The 17,442-nt window shown below is 71.1% G+C and carries 17 protein-coding genes; 10 read left to right on the top strand and 7 right to left on the bottom strand.

Features of this window, described 5'->3' with window-relative positions; translation table 11 throughout:
- The first annotated feature begins 19 nt into the window (after positions 1 to 19).
- The 4 genes from ccrA to WJM95_RS33520 all read left to right on the top strand — a co-directional run bounded on the left by ccrA (position 20) and on the right by WJM95_RS33520 (position 3,531).
- A complete protein-coding gene (gene ccrA / locus WJM95_RS33505) occupies positions 20 to 1,378 on the top strand; it encodes a crotonyl-CoA carboxylase/reductase (protein WP_339134632.1) in 1,359 nt (452 codons plus the stop codon).
- Position 1,379: 1 nt separating this feature from the next.
- A complete protein-coding gene (locus WJM95_RS33510) occupies positions 1,380 to 2,369 on the top strand; it encodes a ketoacyl-ACP synthase III (RefSeq protein WP_339134634.1) in 990 nt (329 codons plus the stop codon).
- Positions 2,366 to 3,250 (top strand): 3-hydroxybutyryl-CoA dehydrogenase, encoded by an 885-nt coding sequence (locus WJM95_RS33515; protein WP_339134636.1) that lies wholly within the window; start codon positions 2,366 to 2,368, stop codon positions 3,248 to 3,250. The genes WJM95_RS33510 and WJM95_RS33515 overlap by 4 nt, the downstream gene beginning before the upstream one ends.
- A gap of 77 nt (positions 3,251 to 3,327) precedes the next feature.
- Positions 3,328 to 3,531 carry a hypothetical protein gene (locus tag WJM95_RS33520; protein WP_339134638.1) on the top strand — a complete coding sequence of 68 codons (204 nt, stop codon included), beginning with the start codon at positions 3,328 to 3,330 and terminating at the stop codon, positions 3,529 to 3,531.
- A gap of 155 nt (positions 3,532 to 3,686) precedes the next feature.
- Here WJM95_RS33520 and WJM95_RS33525 read toward each other — a convergent pair whose 3' ends face one another.
- The 4 genes from WJM95_RS33525 to WJM95_RS33540 form a co-directional block, all read right to left on the bottom strand.
- The gene (locus tag WJM95_RS33525) at positions 3,687 to 4,484 is read right to left on the bottom strand and encodes a methyltransferase domain-containing protein (RefSeq protein ID WP_339134640.1); all 798 of its coding nucleotides are present in this window, start codon (positions 4,482 to 4,484) and stop codon (positions 3,687 to 3,689) included.
- A gap of 125 nt (positions 4,485 to 4,609) precedes the next feature.
- Positions 4,610 to 5,365: an alpha/beta fold hydrolase gene (locus WJM95_RS33530; protein WP_339134642.1), complete on the bottom strand. Its 756-nt coding sequence runs from the start codon at positions 5,363 to 5,365 to the stop codon at positions 4,610 to 4,612.
- An 86-nt stretch (positions 5,366 to 5,451) separates the two neighbouring features.
- Positions 5,452 to 6,969 (bottom strand): FAD-dependent monooxygenase, encoded by a 1,518-nt coding sequence (locus WJM95_RS33535; protein WP_339134644.1) that lies wholly within the window; start codon positions 6,967 to 6,969, stop codon positions 5,452 to 5,454.
- Between the two features lie 343 nt (positions 6,970 to 7,312).
- Positions 7,313 to 7,723, bottom strand: a complete 411-nt coding sequence (locus WJM95_RS33540; protein WP_339134646.1) for a hypothetical protein — start codon at positions 7,721 to 7,723, stop codon at positions 7,313 to 7,315.
- A gap of 554 nt (positions 7,724 to 8,277) precedes the next feature.
- Here WJM95_RS33540 and WJM95_RS33545 point away from each other — a divergent pair.
- On the top strand, positions 8,278 to 9,855 hold the full coding sequence (locus WJM95_RS33545; protein WP_339134648.1) for an acyl-CoA carboxylase subunit beta: 1,578 nt from the start codon (positions 8,278 to 8,280) through the stop codon (positions 9,853 to 9,855).
- Between the two features lie 21 nt (positions 9,856 to 9,876).
- Here the strand turns inward: WJM95_RS33545 and WJM95_RS33550 are convergent, their stop codons facing one another.
- Positions 9,877 to 10,275: a VOC family protein gene (locus tag WJM95_RS33550; RefSeq protein WP_339134650.1), complete on the bottom strand. Its 399-nt coding sequence runs from the start codon at positions 10,273 to 10,275 to the stop codon at positions 9,877 to 9,879.
- Positions 10,276 to 10,370: 95 nt separating this feature from the next.
- On the opposite strand from WJM95_RS33550, the gene WJM95_RS33555 reads away from it, so the two are divergent.
- Together WJM95_RS33555 and WJM95_RS33560 are read left to right on the top strand one after the other, a co-directional pair.
- Positions 10,371 to 11,369: a YafY family protein gene (locus WJM95_RS33555; protein ID WP_339134652.1), complete on the top strand. Its 999-nt coding sequence runs from the start codon at positions 10,371 to 10,373 to the stop codon at positions 11,367 to 11,369.
- Positions 11,370 to 11,453: 84 nt separating this feature from the next.
- On the top strand, positions 11,454 to 11,888 hold the full coding sequence (locus WJM95_RS33560) for a hypothetical protein (RefSeq protein WP_339134654.1): 435 nt from the start codon (positions 11,454 to 11,456) through the stop codon (positions 11,886 to 11,888).
- Positions 11,889 to 11,929: 41 nt separating this feature from the next.
- Here WJM95_RS33560 and WJM95_RS33565 read toward each other — a convergent pair whose 3' ends face one another.
- The gene (locus tag WJM95_RS33565) at positions 11,930 to 12,403 is read right to left on the bottom strand and encodes a hypothetical protein (RefSeq protein ID WP_339134656.1); all 474 of its coding nucleotides are present in this window, start codon (positions 12,401 to 12,403) and stop codon (positions 11,930 to 11,932) included.
- A 462-nt stretch (positions 12,404 to 12,865) separates the two neighbouring features.
- Here WJM95_RS33565 and cimA point away from each other — a divergent pair, with 462 nt between their 5' ends.
- Positions 12,866 to 14,497: a citramalate synthase gene (gene cimA, locus WJM95_RS33570; RefSeq protein ID WP_339134658.1), complete on the top strand. Its 1,632-nt coding sequence runs from the start codon at positions 12,866 to 12,868 to the stop codon at positions 14,495 to 14,497.
- A 41-nt stretch (positions 14,498 to 14,538) separates the two neighbouring features.
- Here cimA and WJM95_RS33575 read toward each other — a convergent pair whose 3' ends face one another.
- Positions 14,539 to 15,354: a helix-turn-helix domain-containing protein gene (locus WJM95_RS33575; RefSeq protein ID WP_339134660.1), complete on the bottom strand. Its 816-nt coding sequence runs from the start codon at positions 15,352 to 15,354 to the stop codon at positions 14,539 to 14,541.
- Between the two features lie 224 nt (positions 15,355 to 15,578).
- Here WJM95_RS33575 and WJM95_RS33580 point away from each other — a divergent pair, with 224 nt between their 5' ends.
- Positions 15,579 to 16,451: an alpha/beta hydrolase gene (locus WJM95_RS33580; protein WP_339134662.1), complete on the top strand. Its 873-nt coding sequence runs from the start codon at positions 15,579 to 15,581 to the stop codon at positions 16,449 to 16,451.
- Positions 16,452 to 16,598: 147 nt separating this feature from the next.
- The gene (locus tag WJM95_RS33585; RefSeq protein ID WP_339134664.1) at positions 16,599 to 17,117 is read left to right on the top strand and encodes a GtrA family protein; all 519 of its coding nucleotides are present in this window, start codon (positions 16,599 to 16,601) and stop codon (positions 17,115 to 17,117) included.
- Positions 17,118 to 17,442 lie beyond the last annotated feature (325 nt).

A 17,442-nucleotide genomic window follows, 5' to 3' on the forward strand; every position in this document is an offset into this window, starting at 1 on the left:
AAGGCGAAGGAAAAGAATCATGGACTCTCTGACACAGGCCCTGCTGTCCGGGGCCGGCCCGGAAGAACTCGGGCGGCACGAACTCCCCCCGACCTACGAGGCGGCGCACCTGCTCGCCGCGGACCTCGGCATGTTCGACGGCGTGGCGGACAACGACGTCCGCAAGTCGCTGCACGTCGGGCAGGTCCCCATGCCGGACATCGCGCCGGACGAGGTGGTCGTCGCCGTCATGGCGAGCTCCATCAACTACAACACCGTGTGGTCGGCGACGTTCGAGCCGGTGCCCACGTTCGAGTTCCTCAAGCGCGGTGCCCGCCAGGGCGGTTGGGCCGCCCGCCACGACCTGCCCCACCACCAGGTCGGCTCGGACGCCTCCGGCGTCGTCGTCCGCGCCGGCGCCGGCGTGCGGCACTGGAAGCCGGGCGACCACGTCGTCGTCAGCTGCGTCCAGGTCGACGAACAGGAACCGGCGACCCACGCCGACGCCATGCTCGGCCAGGGACAGAAGATCTGGGGCTACGAGACCAACTTCGGCTCCCTCGCCCACTACGCGGTGGTCCGCGCCAGCCAACTCCTGCCCAAACCGGCCCACTTGACCTGGGAGGAGTCGGCGGGCGTGCTGCTGACCGCGGCCACCTCCTACCGGATGCTCGTCGGCGCCAACGGCGCCCGGATCAAGCAGGGCGACATCGTCCTGATCTGGGGTGCCACCGGCGGCCTCGGCGCGTTCGCGGTCCAGATGGTCAAGAACGCCGGCGGCATCGCCATCGGCGTCGTCGGCTCCGAGCGCAAGGCCGAGGCACTGCGCCGCCTGGGCTGCGACGTGATCATCAACCGCAACGACATCGGCCTGGGCGGCGACGACGCGCTCACCCCCGAGCGCACCATCGAGCTGGGCAAACGGCTGGGACGGGAGATCCGCCGGCAGGTCGGCGAGGACCCGCACGTCGTCTTCGACTACGTCGGCCGGGCCACCTTCGGGATCTCGGTGTTCGTCGTCCGCAAGGGCGGCACCGTCGTCACCTGCGGCTCCAGCACCGGCTACGACCACCACTTCGACAACCGCTACCTGTGGATGAACCTCAAACGGGTCATCGGCAGCCACGCCGCCAACCTCCAGGAACAGGCCGAGTGCAACCGGCTCTTCCAGCTCGGCCACCTCTCACCCGTCCTGTCCGAGGTCTTCCCCCTCAAGGACGTGGGCGAGGCCGCACGGCGGGTCCAGAACAACCAGCACATCGGCAAGGTCGGCGTCCTGTGCCTGGCCCCCGAGGAAGGACTCGGCGTCACCGACCCCGCGCTGCGCGAACAGCTCGGCGTCGCCCGCCTCAACCCGCTGCGCCCCGGCGCACCCGATCCGGTGGCGGAGGTGTCCTGACATGGGGATCGGCATACTCTCCACCGGCTCCTACCTGCCCAAGCACGAGGTCGGCAACGAGGAGATCGCCGAACGCGTCGGCGTCAGCGCGGAATGGATCGAACGCAAGACACAGATCAGGTCCCGGCGCTACGCCGCCGACCACGAGGCGACCTCCGACCTCGCCGTGAAAGCAGCCGAACGCGCCCTGGAACAGGCCGGACTGACAGCCGATCAGATCGACCACATCATCGTCTCGACCTCCACCGGCGACTTCCCGCAACCGCCCACCTCCTACCTCGTCCAGCACGGCCTCGGCGCCTACGGGGCGGCCTGCCTCGACATCAACGTCGTATGCAGCGGCTTCGTCTACGCCCTGGCGCTGGCCCACAGCCTGGTCGGCGTGAACCCCGACGCCCGCATCCTGGTGATCGGCGCCGACGTCTACTCGCGGATCCTGGACTTCACCGACCACAGGACCGCGATCCTGTTCGCCGACGGCGCCGGCGCCGCCATCGTCGGCACCGTCCCCGAACCGCACGGGATCATCGCCACCGACCTCTCCAGCCGCGGCGACGCCCACCACCTGATCCGCGTCGAGGCAGGCGGCAGCCGCAGGCCCGCCTCCGCCGCGACCGTCGCCGAGGGCGCCCACTACTTCAGGATGGACGGCCGCGGCGTACGGGACTTCGTCGCCGAGCACGTCCCGCCCGCACTCCTCGCCCTCGCCCGCAGAGCCGGCGTCGACATCGGCGCCGTCGACCACTTCGTACCGCACCAGGCCAACGGCGTGATGCTCGGCGAGGTCGTCGAACGCACCGGCCTGGGCGCCGCGCACACCCACCGCACGCTCATCAGGTACGGCAACGTCGGCAGCGCCTCCGTACCGGTCGCCCTCGACGAGGCCAACCGCACCGGCGCCCTCAAAACGGGCGACCTGGTCCTGCTCGCCGGATTCGGCGGCGGCATGTCGATCGGAGCGACACTTCTGAACTGGGGGACCCCCGCATGACCACGTCCACACACAGCGCCACGCCCGGCATCGAGCGGGTGGGCGTCGCCGGCAGCGGCATCATGGGCACCGGCATCGCCGAACTGTGCGCCAAACGCGGGCTCGACGTGAAGGTCGCGGTGTTCTCCGAGACCTCACTGCGCACCGCGCCGCAGCGCCTGGCCGCCTCCCTGGAGCGGGCCGTGGCCAAGGGCCGGCTGACCGGGCAGGAACGCGACGCGGCCCTGGACCGGGTGTCCTTCACCCGCGACCTCGCCGACCTCGCGGACCGCCAACTGGTCGTCGAGGCCGTCAAGGAGGACGAGCAGCTCAAACGGGACCTGTTCGCCACCCTCGACAAGACCGTCGAGGACCCCGACGCGATCCTGGCCACCAACACCTCCTCCCTGCCCGTCGTACGGCTCGCCTCCGCCACCCGGCGCCCCGGCCAGGTCCTCGGCATCCACTTCTTCAACCCCGTGCCCGCCCTGCCCCTTGTCGAGCTCGTCCCCTCCGTCCTGACGGAGGCGACGGTCGCCGAACGGGCCCTGGTCTTCGTCCGCGACACCCTGGGCAAGCAGCCGATCGCCGCCCCCGACCGGGCCGGGTTCCTCGTCAACGCCCTGCTGTTCCCCTACCTGCTGTCCGCGATCCGCATGGTCGAGTCCGGCCTCGCGACGGCCGAGACCATCGACCAGGGCATGACCCAGGGCTGCGCCCACCCGATGGGCCCCCTGCGCCTCGCCGACCTCATCGGCCTGGACACCACCGTCTCCATCGCCCAGGCCATGTACGAGGAGTTCAAGGAACCCCTCTACGCACCCCCGCCCCTCCTGCTCAGCCTGGTCGAAGCAGGCCACCTCGGCAAGAAGACCGGCCGGGGCTTCCACACGTACGCCTGAACCCGTTCTCCAGTCTCCCGGGCGCTGCCGGACGCTAGGCTGCGCGGGGAGTTCTTCAGGGGACGGCGGGGGGTGCCATGGCGAAGGTGACGATCAGCCTGGACAGTGATCTGGCGATCGAGGTCATGCTGCTGGCCGGTACCAGAAGTCCGCAGGACGCCGTCGAGCTGATCGTCCGGGACTATCTGGCACGCGGCCACCGCACCGAGGCCCGCACCGGCGAGACCACCGACCAGGACCGCCTCTCCGACCGCAGGTCGGCACCGGAAGAGGGCCGCTGAGCGCTCCCCCCGGAACGATTTCGGACGCCCCGCTCACCCTCACGATCCACGCACCCCGCCCCTCCTGCTCCGCCCGGTCGAAGCAGGCCGCCCGGGCAGGAAGACCGGCCGGGGCTTTCCCACGTACACCTGAGCCCGTTGCTCACGGCCCGGGTTCAGTCGTCCTGCTTCTGGGCGGTCAGCTGGAAGAGCCGGGCGGTGTGCATGTAGGGCGGCCGCGCGGTCGTGGCGAGTTCCAGCCGTTCCAGGTCGGCGTAGAACGCCGGGTCGTACTTCCGCGCGTCGTCGGTGATGTAGTCGCAGAAGCTGCGGATGCCGTAGTGCCGTACGTCCTCGCAGCCGAGGCCCCGCAGCACGGGGATGATCTCCTCTGCCGTATGCAGCGTCATCGCCGAGTCGAACATCCGGGTCCGGGACCGGTCCGTGCCGAGCGCGGCCAGCGCGGCGGCGGGGTCGGTCTCGCGCACGGCGATGTTCAGGGCGGCCGAGTGACGGTTGATGGCCATCACCGAGAACAGCCCGCCGGGCCTGAGGGGGGCCAGCGCCGCGGCGAGGACGCCCGGCACGTCGTCCACGTACGGGAGAAGACCGTGGCACAGGACCACGTCGAACGCCCCCTCGCGGATATGGGCGGGCAGGGCGGTGACGTCGGCGTGCACGCAGGTGACCAGCTCCGTCAGGCCGGCCGCCGAGGCCCGCTCGGTCGCGGCGGCGAGCATGGCGGGCGCGTAGTCGACGACGGTGACGTGATGCCCGTGGGCGGCCAGACGTATCGTGTCGCCGCCGTCACCGCCGGCGAGGTCGAGTATCCGCAACGGGCCGCCGCCCAGGCTGTCGAGACGACGGGCGAGGTTCGCCTCGACGACCGCGTACCGCAGCCGGCCCCAGGGGGCGTCCTGCCATTCCTGCCAGGTGGTCATCGCGGCGTCGAACTTCTCGGGAGCTTCAGGCATCGGGCGACGATAACCCGAACCCGCCCGCCCGGCCCGTGCACCGGGACACGACCAGGGAGGAGGGGCCCGGGGTCGACCCCGGGCCCCTCCTCCCTGGTCGTGTCCCGGCGTCCGCCGGGCGCCGGTCAGGAGACGGTGGTGCTGGTGAGCAGGTCCTCGGTGACGGCGGTGGCGACGCGGTCGAGCTGGTCGAAGAGGTAGAAGTGGCCGCCGGGGAACACCTTCACCGTGAAGTCGCCGGTGGTGTGCTCCCGCCAGGTGTGGGCGTCCTCGACCGACGCGATCGGGTCGCTGTCCCCGATCAGGGCGGTCACCGGGGCCGTGAGCGGGACGCCCGCAGGGGCGCGATAGGTGCCCAGGATGCGGTAGTCGGCCCGCAGCGCCGGCAGCACCAGCTCCAGGATGTCGGGGTCGTCGAGCATCGACTGGTCGGTACCGCCGAGGCGCCGCACCTCGGCCAGCATGTCGGCGTCGTCGTACAGGTCGTAGGCGCTGTCGCGCAGGTCCGGACCGCCCCGGCCGGAGAAGAACACCCGCTGCGGGGCGGGCAGTTGACGCCGGGCGAGCAGCCGGGCCGTCTCGAACGCCACCAGCGAGCCCATGCTGTGCCCGAACAGGGCGTACGGCCGCCCGTCCGCGGCCAGTTCACCGGCCAGCTCGTCCGTCACCGCCTCCGCGAGCGGCGCCAGCGCCGTGAACGGCTCCTCGCGGTAACGGTCCTGGCGCCCCGGGTACTGCACGCACAGCACGTCGACGTGCGGGTGCAGTGCGCGCGCCAGGTCCTTGAACGCCGTCGCGGAGCCTCCCGCGTGCGGGAAGCACACGAGCCGCGGCCCGTCCGCCGCGGTCGTGGTGAAGCGTCGCAACCACGTGCTGTTCACTGTCGGTTGTCCCTTCGTCGGGGTCGTCACGGCCGGCCCGTCCACTGACGGGATCCGGCCGGTGTTCGTTTCGGGCAGAGGGCCGCTCAGCCCCGCGGGGCCGGGCCGAACCAGGTCTCCAGGGCGGCCCGGAGACCGCCGGTGACGGGCGCGGTGCCGTCCTCGGCCGCCCAGGCGACGTGGCCGTCGGGGCGGATCAGCAGCGCGGCGGGCGCGGGGATCTCGCCGAGAGCCGGGACGATCCAGGTGTCGTCCTCGCTGCGCGCCTCGACCACGTCCACCCGGCCGGCCCAGCCCGCGGCGGCCGCAGCCGTCCGCGCGCCGCCGGTCAGGTCGAGCAGGACCGGGCGGCCGGCGTGCAGCAGCTCATGGACCCGGGTGGCGCCGTCGGCGCCCTTCAGGTCGGCGTCCGGGACCCGGCGCCCGGTCAGCGGGTGGTCGCCGTCGACGGGGTAGCGGATGTCCAGCGCCGTCAGCAGGTGCCGCAGGTACTGGTTGACCTCGTCGAACACCATCAGGGAGCCGAACACCTCGCGCAGCGCGTCCGTCTGCGGCCCGGGACGCACCAGCGCCGACTGCGCCCGGGTGTTGTGCAGCACCCGCTCCCCGACCGGATGCCGCTCGGCGTGATAGCTGTCCAGCAGACTCTCCGGCGCCAGCCCGCGCACCACCGAGCCGAGCTTCCAGCCGAGGTTGACCGCGTCCTGCACCCCCATGTTCAGCCCCTGCCCGCCGGCCGGGAAGTGGATGTGCGCCGCGTCCCCGGCGAGCAGTACCCGCCCCTTGCGGTACCGGTCGGCCTGCCGTGCCGCGTCGTTGAACCGGGAGACCCAGCGCGGGTTGCGCATGCCGAAGTCGGTGCCCGCGACCCGTATCAGGGACTCGCGCAGCCGCTCGAACGTCACGCTCTCCTCGCGGTCCGCGACCCGGTCGAACTCCGAGGTGATCACCCGGTGCCAGCCCGGCTCGAACGCGATCGCCGAGTAGTCGCCGGCGGGCGTGCGCCGCACCCAGACGTAGTCCTCGGGCAGATCGGGGAGTTCGACGTCACCGATCAGCGCCGTCATCGTCGCCTCGGTGCCGGGAAAACCGATCCCCGCCAGCCTGCGCACCGTGCTGCGCCCGCCGTCGCAGCCCACCAGATAGCGGGCGCGCAGCGTCGCGGGCGCCTCATGCTCCCCGCCGGTCTCGACGCTCACACCGTTCTCGTCCTGGCCGATCCCGCTCACCTCGCACCCGCGGCGCACCTGCACGCCGAGCTCGGCGGCCCACTCCTCCAGGAGCCGCTCGATGGCGGACTGGAGGATCATCAGTGGGTAGGGGTGGCGTGACTCCGACTCGTCGAAGTCGAGGTAGAGGCCGGAGAAGTGGCCCACCGGCTGGAGCTGCCCCTCGTCCAGGAAGCGGTCCAGGATCCCGCGCTGGTCCAGCACCTCCAGGGTGCGCGAGTGGATCCCGCCGGCCCGCGACTCGCCCGAGCGCTGTGCGAGCCGTTCGACCACGATCACGTCGGCGCCCGCCAGCCGCAGTTCGCAGGCGAGCATCAGGCCCGTGGGCCCGGCGCCCGCGATCACCACATCCGTGTCCGTGCCGGTGTGTCCCACGTGTGCCCCCTCAATCCGCTGCGCCTGTCACGGCATTGGCTGCCTCCACGCTCACCCACGCGAAGGAGCGGTTCAAGGCAACTCATCACCGGTGCGCGGCTGTTGGCGGTCGCGCTTGCCATGTCCCGCCGGCGGGACACGCGCCGACGGGACATGCGCCGACGGGACACGCGGCGGCGGGACATGCGCGGGAGGTACGCGGGACGTACGGCGGCGAGGCGTACGGCGAACGGGGCGTACGGCGGCACGCGAAGACACCCTGGCTCCGCCGGAGGGTTCTCCGGCGGAGCCAGGGTGCAGGACGGGGGAGCGGCGCCCGGGTGAACCGGTGCCGGGTCGTGTGTCAGGCGGCGTCGAGGGCGGCGGTGATCTTGCCGGCGGTCGCGGTGAGGGTGGGGCCGGGGCCGCCCTTGGGGCTGCGGGCCGACGCCTCGACGGCGACCAGGACGGTGCTGCGGAAGTTGTCGGCCTCCTCGGGCGCCTGCTTCTTCAGCAGCTGCACGGCGGCGGTCAGGGCGGGCAGGACACGGTCGGCGATCTCGGCCGCGGACTTGCCGCTCAGGTCCCCGACCGGGGAGGACTTCTCCGCCAGCACATGGCCGACCAGGCCGGTGCCGGTGGTCAGGGCGATGCTGCCCTGGGTGGCCACCTTGTGCGGGGAGTCGGCGCCGGCGGCCGCGGCCATCAGCGTCACGGCGCCGTAGGCGGCGGTCCGCAGGGTGAGCTTGTCCTGGTCGCTGAGGGTGACGGACATGGTGGGGGGCTCCTTCGTGTCGTACGCCGTACCCGGCGTCGCTCCGTTTACGTGACACCACTATGGCATGTACATGGCATCACGGGTGGGCCATTGATGGCACCGAAATGAGCCATGCTGCGAGTCCGGCAGCCACCGCGCCCGCGACGGCCACCGCGACCGCTTCAGCCGCACGCCCGCTTCGGCCACCGCAACCGCTGCGGCCACCGCGCCCGCTTAGGTCGCCTCGCCCGCTGCGGCCCCACGACCGCCGCTGCCGCACCAACCCCCTTGGACAGCGCACCGGCAGGAAACCCGCCGGCGCCCTCGGGGGATGGGTGGGGACACCGGCGGGGCCCTTCGGCGCTCCAAGAAGGCTCATGACCATCCGCATCGGAGCTCACGACCCCGACCCTGACACGCTCCACTCGACGCGGCCTCGAGCGCCGCTGGAGCGCCCGGCCCCATCCTCGGCGGCCGTCGTCCGGCGCTCCAACCGGCTTCAAGTCGCCTGCCGGACGCTGGCGTTCGGCCCATCGCTCGGATGGCTGATCACGACGGCCGGAGGGACTCTCATGACCGCCCTGGACGAAACGCCGGTCGGGCAGCGGCGCGGCACGGTCGCCGAACTCGAGGCCGTACGCGCCGAGATGCGCCGGGGACCCAGCGACAAGGCCACCGAGGCGCAGCACGCCAAGGGCAAGCTCACCGCCCGCGAACGCCTCCAACTCCTCTTCGACGACGGCCGGTTCACCGAGGTCGAGGGACTGCGCAGACACCGGGCCAGCGGCTTCGGCCTGGAGGACAGGCGCCCCTGGACCGACGGTGTGGTCACCGCCTGGGGCCGCGTCTTCGGCCGTACCGTCTTCGCCTACGCCCACGACTTCCGTATCTTCGGCGGCTCCCTCGGCGAGGCGCACGCCGAGAAGATCCATAAGATCATGGACATGGCCGCCACGGCGGGGGCCCCGATCGTGGGCCTGTGCGACGGCGCCGGAGCACGCATCCAGGAAGGCGTGACCGCGCTCGCCGGCTACGGCGGCATCTTCCAGCGCAACGTCCGCAACTCCGGGGTCATCCCGCAGATCAGCGTGATGATGGGCCCCTGCGCGGGCGGCGCGGCCTACTCCCCGGCCCTGACCGACTTCGTGTTCATGGTGCGCGGCACCTCGCAGATGTTCATCACCGGCCCCGACGTCGTCCACGCCGTCACCGGGGAGAGGATCAGCCACGACGAACTCGGCGGCGCCGACGCCCACACCACCCTGTCCGGAGTCGCCCACTTCGCCTACGACGACGAGGAGAGCTGCCTCGCCGACGTCCGCTACCTGCTGTCCTTCCTGCCCGCCAACAACCGCGAACAGCCACCCTCCGAGCCCGCCGCCGACCGGCCCGACCGGCTCACCCCGGCCCTGCTCGACCTGGTGCCCGCCGACGAGAAACGCGCCTACGACATGCGCGCGGTCATCGAGGAGTTCGTCGACACCGGCGACTTCTTCGAGGTGCACGAGGCCTGGGCACCCAACGTCGTGTGCGCCCTCGCGAGGCTGGACGGCCACGCGGTCGGCATCGTCGCCAACCAGCCCGCAGCCCTCGCCGGAGTCCTCGACATCAAGGGCAGCGAGAAGGCGGCCCGCTTCGTGCAGCTGTGCGACGCCTTCAACATCCCGCTCGTCACCCTCGTCGACGTGCCCGGCTTCCTGCCCGGCGTCGGCCAGGAACACGGCGGCATCATCCGGCACGGCGCGAAACTCCTCTACGCCTACTGCAACGCGACCGTCCCCCGTATCCAGCTGATCCTGCGCAAGGCCTACGGCGGCGCCTACATCGTCATGGACTCCCGCTCCATCGGCTCGGACCTGTCACTGGCCTGGCCCGGCAACGAGATCGCGGTCATGGGCGCCGAGGGCGCGGCGGGCGTCGTCTTCCGGCGCGAGATCGCCGCCGCCCACGACCCCGAGGCCGCCCGCCGCCAGCACATCAAGGAGTACCGGGAACAGCTCATGCACCCCTACTACGCCGCCGAACGCGGCCTGGTGGACGACGTCATCGACCCCGCCGAGACCCGGACCAGACTCATCGACGCCCTCGACATGCTGCGCACCAAGTACGTGGACCAGCCCTCCCGCAAACACGGCAACCAGCCGCAGTGAGCCCTTCCCCCCGGCTTCCCCTCAGCGGGCGAACTTCTCGACGGCCGCCGGGGTGACGGGGGTGAAGAAGTTGACGAGGTTGCCGTCGGGGTCACGGAACAGCAGCGACCGGTTGCCCCAGGGCATCGTCGTGGGACCGGCGACGACGTCGGTGACGAAACCGGCCAGGTCCCGGTGGACGCGGTCCACGTCGTCGACGAGGAACTCGGTGATCACGCTGTGGTTGTCCGCCGGGCGCGCGGAGCCCGGGGCGAACAGCGGGACGGTGCGGGTGCCGGCGATCGCGAGGGTGGCGCCCGAGGTCCTGAGTTCGGCGAAGTCCTCGGTGGCCCACGTCGCCCGCGCCCCCGTGGCCCGCTCGTAGAACGCGACGAGGCGTGCCACGTCGCCGGTGATGATGCGGATCGAGACGAAGTCCATGGGGATCACTCCTTGGCCGTTCTGGAGGCGTGCACTGCGCAGGCTAGGACGAATAGGGGACAGAACCGGTCCGGTATGCGCGCTAGGTTGGGCACATGTCCCGACCCACCGCCCGCGTGCTGACACTCCTGGAGCTGTTGCAGTCGGGCGGCACCCGGACGGTGGCCGAACTGGCCGGCCGGCTCGGCGTCGAGGGGCGCACCGTGCGGCGGTACGTGGACCAGCTGATCGACCTGGACGTGCCCGTGGAGTCGGTGCGCGGCCGCTACGGCGGCTACCGCCTCGCCCCCGGGTACCGCCTGCCGCCGCTCATGCTCAGCGACGAGGAGGCGCTGGCCGTCCTGCTCGGCCTGGTCGCCGGCCGCCGGGCAGGGATGACGACGGCGCAGCGCACGGCGAGCGAGACGGCGTCGGCGAAGATCCGGCGGGTGCTGCCCCGGCACCTCGCCCGCCGGCTCGACGCCCTGGCGGAGGCGCTCGCCTTCACGGACCGGCCCGGCGAGGCGGACACCCCGGACGCCGAGGTCCTGCTCACCCTGGCCGACGCGGTGCGCCACCATCGGCCGGTCTCGATCCGCTACACCGGACGCGACGGGCGGCGCGGCGAACGCACCCTGCACGCGTACGGGATCGTCGCCCACGCGGGCCGGTGGTACGTCACGGGCGAGGACGCCGGGATCGGCGAGGACCGGACCTTCCGCCTCGACCGCATCGAGGACGCGCGGACCCTGCCCGGCTCCTTCGAAGCACCCGCGGGCCCCGGCCCGGCCCAGCGCCTCCTGTCCGGGTTCGCCACGGCCGAGTACCGCCACGAGGTGACCCTGCGGATCCAGGGGACGACCGAACAGATCCGCGCCCACTTTCCCGCCAGCGTCGCGAGCTTGGAGGAGCTGGAGGAGTACGAGCCGGCGGCGGTCGAGGACCCGGCCGCCGAGCGCTGGATGCGCGTCGAGCTGCGCGCGGAGCGCCTCGACTGGCTGCCCCCACTGCTCGCCGCACTCGACCGGCCGTTCGTCATCGAACGCCCCGACGAACTACGAGACCTGGTCACCGCACTGGCCGCCCGCCTCACCTCCCACGCCCGCCGGACCTGACCGCGGGGAACCGCTGCCATGAGACGGCACAACCAGGACCTGCCCGGCCGATCATGCGTGCGGGCAGCCGGGGATGATGCCCGGGTGAGCATCATCGTCAAGTTCTTCGTGGCGCCGGACGACACAGCAGCGACTTCGACCTTCCAGACCGGACCAGGCCCGGCCTTCGAGTCGCTCTCCTTTGGTAAATTCGATCCTGAGGAAGCGGTGGTCGAGTGGGAATGCCTTCTTGCCGGCGGCGACTTCGAGGATCTCGTCGAAGCCGGCGAGCCGCGCATCCTCGCCGAAGACAACCACGGCGGATGCGTCGTCTTCGCGATATCGCCCGGTCTGTCGACCGCGCTGGCGGATGCCGAGCGCCCCAGGTTGCGTGAGATCGCTGCCTCATGGGTTCAGCTCCGTGCGAAGGAGGGCGAGATCATCGACGTGGAGATCGCCGACAGGATCATGAGCGATCTGGCCACGCTCGTCAGCAGTGCTTGTCGTCAGGGGCAGGGCGTCTACTGCTGGGTCGCGTAGGAGCGGCGGCATTCCCGTCGCAAGCACAGGAACTCTGATCCCTATTCGGTGACGAACGGCGCATATCCAATGGGGACCTCGCTCACCTGAAGGTCGGAGAAGAGCAAGGTCAGGTTGTGCGCGTTGGTCTCGATGCGTACCTCGTGGAATTCGATCCCGAGGGCGTTCGACCAGCGTCGGGTGGCCTCCGACTCGGGGAGAAGATTGGCTCCCGGGCAGAGGCAGTGCCACTTCACGCCCCAGACGTATCCGTCGAGGTCGACACCGGTTTCGTGGTCGATGAGCCGGTCGTCCAAAGAGACCCGCCAGGTTTCCGCCGGCACTGACGTCTCGCACCGCGCCTCAACGCAGCACCTGAAGAGGTACCGCAGGTAGGACGGCGTGATGCCGGTACGGGGATCAGCCGTCACGTAGACGATGACTTCGTAGTCGCGCATGTAGTTGGTGTATCCGTGGTGTACGACAGCGTGATCGAAGATCTCGTCAAGCATCTGTTCAAGTGCGGCAGCATCCATGCCGCCCTTCTATCTCACTCGGCGAGGCACCCGCGCCCCGGCATCCGTCCGGCTGGACCGCGCCCCACACGATGACGAAACGCCCGGCGCAGCATCCGCAGCGGCCGCCGGGAACGGCGCTGTACCAGCTCCGCGATCGAAACGGAGGCCGTAGCGGCCACCTCGCCCGCGACGCAGGCGACGCCGGACTCCGGGGCGGACGGACGAGGGGCACGGTTCTCCAGACGGTTGCCGCCCGCGGCCTCAAGGGTCGGCGGGACCAGGGGCGTTGGCGGCCATGGTGGACGGTCGCGAACGAGGAACGCTCGAAGAGCACCAGAGAAGCTCGTGCCCTGGGCGCCCACGGTCCTCCCACTGGCCCCTGTGCCCATCCTCGACCGGGAACCGAGCGTGAGGGGGCATAGATGGACGGTGCAGCCGGTCGTCCCGGTGGACCGAGATCCCGAACAGGAGATGGTCGGCATGAGCATCAGCGCGAGCGAACACACCGGGAACGGCACCGGCGAACTCGACGATCTCTTCCACGTCTTCGACACGACGCTGCGCGACGGCGCGCAGCGCGAGGGCATCAACCTCACGGTCGCCGACAAGCTGGCCATCGCGCGGCACCTGGACGACTTCGGGGTGGGCTTCATCGAGGGCGGCTGGCCCGGCGCCAACCCCCGCGACACCGAGTTCTTCGCCCGCGCCCGCAGCGAACTCGACCTGCGACACGCCAAGCTCGTCGCCTTCGGCGCCACCCGCAGACCCGGCGCCCGGGCGAGCGAGGACCTTCAGGTCAAGGCGCTCCTGGACTCCGGCGCCCCGGTGATCACGCTGGTCGCCAAGGCGCACGACCGGCATGTGGAGCTGGCGCTGCGCACCACGCTGGAGGAGAACCTGGAGATGGTCCGCGACACCGTCTCCCACCTGGTCGCGCAGGGCCGGCGGGTGTTCGTGGACTGCGAGCACTTCTTCGACGGCTACCGCGCGAACCCCGCCTACGCGAAGTCCGTGGTCCGGGCCGCGCACGAGGCCGGAGCCGACGTGGTCGTGCTGTGCGACACCAACGGCGGCATGCTCCCCGCCCAGGTCCAGGCGACCGTACAGACGGTGCTCGCGGACACCGGCGCCCGCCTCGGCATCCACGCCCAGGACGACACCGGCTGCGCGGTCGCCAACACCCTGGCCGCGGTCGACGCCGGCGCCACCCACGTCCAGTGCACCGCCAACGGCTACGGCGAACGCGTCGGCAACGCCGACCTCTTCCCCGTGGTCGCCGCGCTGGAGCTGAAGTACGCGAGGAAGGTCCTGCCTCCGGGCAGGCTCCGCGAGACCACCCGCATCTCCCACGCGATCGCCGAGGTCGTCAACCTCACCCCCTCCACCCACCAGCCCTACGTCGGTGTCTCCGCCTTCGCGCACAAGGCGGGCCTGCACGCCTCCGCCATTAAGGTCGACCCCGACCTCTACCAGCACATCGACCCCGAACTCGTCGGCAACCGGCTGCGGATGCTGGTCTCCGACATGGCCGGCCGCGCCTCCATCGAGCTCAAGGGCAAGGAGCTCGGCATCGACCTCGGCGGCGACCGCGAACTCGTAGGAAGGGTCGTGGAACGCGTCAAGGAACGCGAACTCAAGGGCTACACCTACGAAGCCGCCGACGCCTCCTTCGAACTCCTGCTGCGCGCCGAGGTCGAGGGCAGGCCGCTGCGCTACTTCCGGGTCGAGTCCTGGCGGGCCATCCTGGAGGAACGTCCCGACGGCAGCCACGTCAACGAGGTCACGGTGAAACTGTGGGCCAAGGGCGAGCGCATCGTCGCCGCAGCGGAGGGCAACGGCCCGGTCAACGCCCTGGACCGCGCCCTGCGCGTCGGCCTGGAACAGATCTACCCCCAGCTCGCCCGCCTCGGCGTGGTCGACTACAAGGGCCGCATCCTGGAGGCCAGGCACGGCACCCAGTCCACGACCCGCGTCCTGATCTCCACCACGGACGGCACGGGGGAGTGGTCCACGGTCGGCGTGGCCGACAACGTCATCGCAGCGTCCTGGCAGGCCCTGGAGGACGCGTACACCTACGGCCTGCTGAGGGCGGGCGCCGAACCGGTCGAGTGACGTACCCCTCGGACGGCCCCGGCCCCGGCCCCGGCCCCGGCTCAGTCCGAGTCCTGGTCCTGGTCCTGGTCTGAATCCGAGTCGGAGTCAGGGTCCGCGTCAGAGTCAGGGTCCTGGTCGGGGTCGGACCCGTTGGTGTCGTTCGACGTCGACGTGGTGTGGAGGACCGCGCGGGCCTGTTCGGCGGCGCGGGTGATGCTCTCGCTGATGAAGTCGAGGAAGCGGGCGACGTTCTCCAGGCGGATGGCGGCGGGGGTGTCACGGCCGAGGACGGCCACGCCCTGGCGCGCGGTCTTCACGAGTTCGTCGTTGGCCCGCGCGCTGGCGATCGTCGCCTGGTAGAACAGCTCGCCGTCGACGACGTAGCGGTCGCGGCGGCCCTCGTCGCGTTCCCGGCGTACGAGACTCTGGCTCTCCAGGAACGTGATGGCCTTGGAGATGGAGGCCGGGCTGACCTGGAGACGCTGGGCGAGCCCGGACGCGGTGAGGCTGCCCGTGTCCGAGGTGAACAGACAGGTCAGCACCCGGGCCGGAATCTTGGGCAGACCCGAACCCATGAGGACGGTCGTGAACGTCTCCTCGTACTCCGTCACGGCCTCGGCGTCCCGGCCGTGCGGCTGCGGAGCGGCGGCCGGCCCCCGGGCGGGCGCGGTCCTGCGCCGGTGGGCACGGCGTTCGGTGGCGCGGTGGGCCAGGTTGGCGCGGTAGGCGGTGGGACCGCCGTTGCGCATCACCTCACGCGTGATCGTCGAGGTCGGACGGCCGAGGCCGCGGGCGATCTCGGCGTACGGGAGGCTGTCGGCCAGTCCCAGCGCGATCTGCTGGCGTTCCTGCTGGGTGAGTCTGCCTCCCGGCATCGCGTCTCCTCGGTGATCTCGCAACGGTCCCTGAGCGCCCCACTATAGCGTTCACTCCTCACCCATTGCAATGATCGAACCGGGGAACGTTGCGTTCCCGTCGAGTCTGTTGCAACACTTTCGCGACTTGCACCTGCGTAAATGGCGATCTGTCGCAACGACTATGTTGCCCAACATTGGAAAGCAACGTAGCGTTTCCAATGTCAGAAACGAAGAGCGGGCGGGTGGCGACACAGCACGACGCGAACGCCCGGCACCCCCACTGCGACCAGGAGGACCCCATGAAGAAGAACAACGCCTTCCCGACCGGCACGACCTGGACCGGCACGGTCTCCGTGGACGACACGGCCCTGGCCGTCACCGACACCGGCGGCCCCGGCACCCCCGTCGTCTACCTCAACGGCCAGTTCGCCACCCAGGGATACTGGCGCCGCGTCATCTCCGAACTCGGCCCGGGATGGCGGCACATCACCTACGACGAACGCGCCCGCGGCAAGTCGAAGCGCTCGGCCGACTACTCCTTCGAAGCGGCCGTCCGGGACGTCGACGCCGTCCTCGCCGCCCGCGGAGTGGACCGGGCACTGGTGGTGGGCTGGTCCTACGGAGCGTTCGTCGGAGCCCACTGGGCCGCCCGCAACCCCGGACGCGCCCTGGGCGCGGTCCTGGTCGACGGCGCCCAGCCCTACGACTGGCTGGACGAGGCCATGGAGCAGCGCATCCGGAAACTGTTCCGGCGCATGGGCTGGTTCCTGCCGCTGCTGCGCCCCACGGGCCTGACCCCCAAGATGAACGCCCGGCAGATGGCGGACACCAACATCGAACTCGGCAGGCTCGCCCGCGAACGCGAACTGGCCCCCGTACTGGACGACATCACCGTCCCGGTGCGCTACGTGGTCGCCTCGGGCGCGTCCCTGGGCAGCAAGGGCGACGAACAGGAGCAGATCCGCGCCGCCCTCGACGCGGTGGCCGCCCGCAACCCGAACATCGAGGTCGCCGCGAAGGTCGCCAGCAACCACGACGCGATCCTCAAGAAGGACTACGCGGCAGTCGCCGAGGCCGTACGCGAGGTCGCCGCCCTCGACGGCGACGCCCACTGACGGGCGGCCCCTCTCCGCGTACAGGGGACGCACAGCCCAACAAGCAGTACCAAGCAGGCAGTTAACGCCGATCAGTCCACAACGCACGGTCCACAACGCACGGTCCACAACGCACAGTCCACGGCGAGCGGTCAAAGGGGTGGGGTCATGGAAACAGCACAGAGCGGTCGGCAGGCGGCACCCGGCGCCCGCACCGCCTTCGCCCGCTTCGTTCTCTGCGGCGGGGGAGTGGGGCTCGCCTCCAGCTTCGCCGTGGCGGCGCTCGCCGCCTGGATCTCCTGGGGCCTGGCCAACGCCCTGATCACCGCGCTGTCCACCCTCCTGGCCACCGAACTGCACGCCCGCTTCACCTTCGGCGCCGGCCGGCACGCGACCTGGCGCCAGCATGTGCAGTCGGCCGGATCCGCCGCGGCCAGCTACGCGGTGACCTGCGCGGCGATGCTCGTCCTGCACCAACTGGCCCCGGCCTCCGGTGCGATGCTCGAACAGGGCGTCTACCTGTCGGCCTCCGCACTCGCCGGCGTCGCCCGGTTCGCGGCGCTGCGCCTGGTCGTCTTCGCCCGCACCACCCGCCCCGTGCGGGTGACCGCGACCGCGACCCCGACCGTGCCCGCGGCCCGCGCCACCGCACCGGCCGTCCCGGCGGTACTCTGCCGGGCGGCCTGACCGTGACACCGCCGCGAATTTCGCCCGCTTCTCTACGTTTCCGCAGGTCTGGAGGCCAGGCCGCAACGCCTGCTATGATTGATCTTGAGCTGAACGGCAGAAGTCGAGCCGGATGGCGATGCGTTGGTGGTCCAAGGAAAGACGCCCCGCTTCCTGCGGGGAAATGCAGGTGCAAGGCCTGCCCGGCGCTCTGTTGAAGGCCCTGTCCCGAGTCACTCGGGGCAGGGCCTTTTCCGTTTGCCCGGAAGCGGGATCGGACCCGGGATCGGGACCGGCGGCAGGCGGCCGCCTGCCGGAGCCGGCGAAAGCGGATCCCCCCGATGTG

The organism is Streptomyces sp. f51, from assembly GCF_037940415.1.
In the GTDB taxonomy this organism is placed as follows: domain Bacteria; phylum Actinomycetota; class Actinomycetes; order Streptomycetales; family Streptomycetaceae; genus Streptomyces.